The organism is Acidocella sp. MX-AZ02 (assembly GCF_000306035.1).
GTDB classification, from domain to species: Bacteria; Pseudomonadota; Alphaproteobacteria; order Acetobacterales; family Acetobacteraceae; genus Acidocella; species Acidocella facilis.
Genome location: NZ_JH976279.1, coordinates 1 through 400, shown reverse-complemented (window position 1 = coordinate 400; position 400 = coordinate 1). Strand labels below are relative to the sequence as shown.

The following is a 400-nucleotide window of genomic DNA, read 5'->3' as shown; positions in this document are numbered from 1 at the left end:
CGCTGCCGCCGCTCTCGCCGATCAGCACCGTGAAGCAGCCCAGCGCGATGACGCCGCCATGTGACATCTGGTCGCCCATCCGCGCCGCCGGCATGCCGCCGATCAGCACTGTGGAGGAGCCCATCGCCACCGTATCCGGCGGGCCGACGCACACCGCCATGTCGGAGACGCGCGCTGCGGGAAGGCCCCCGACCAGCACGGTCGGGCAGCCGGGACCGGAGACGGGCCCGCCGACATGCGGCACGGGGCCGTTGCTGGCCGGGCAGGTGTGCATGTCCGTCAATCGCGCCGCTGGCTTCCCGGCCATTCATTCGCCCCTCGATAGAACCAAGCGCAACCTAGGCGGGCTGTTGGCGCGCGTAAATAACGCCATTCATTACGAGGTGATCATTTGTCGGCC

The 400-nt window shown here is 69.0% G+C and carries 1 protein-coding gene; it reads right to left on the bottom strand.

Annotated features, from left to right (window positions below):
- Positions 1-274, bottom strand: a 274-nt coding sequence (locus MXAZACID_RS17525; RefSeq protein WP_008495944.1) for a PAAR domain-containing protein, incomplete at its 3' end; no start/stop codon positions are given.
- Positions 275-400 lie beyond the last annotated feature (126 nt).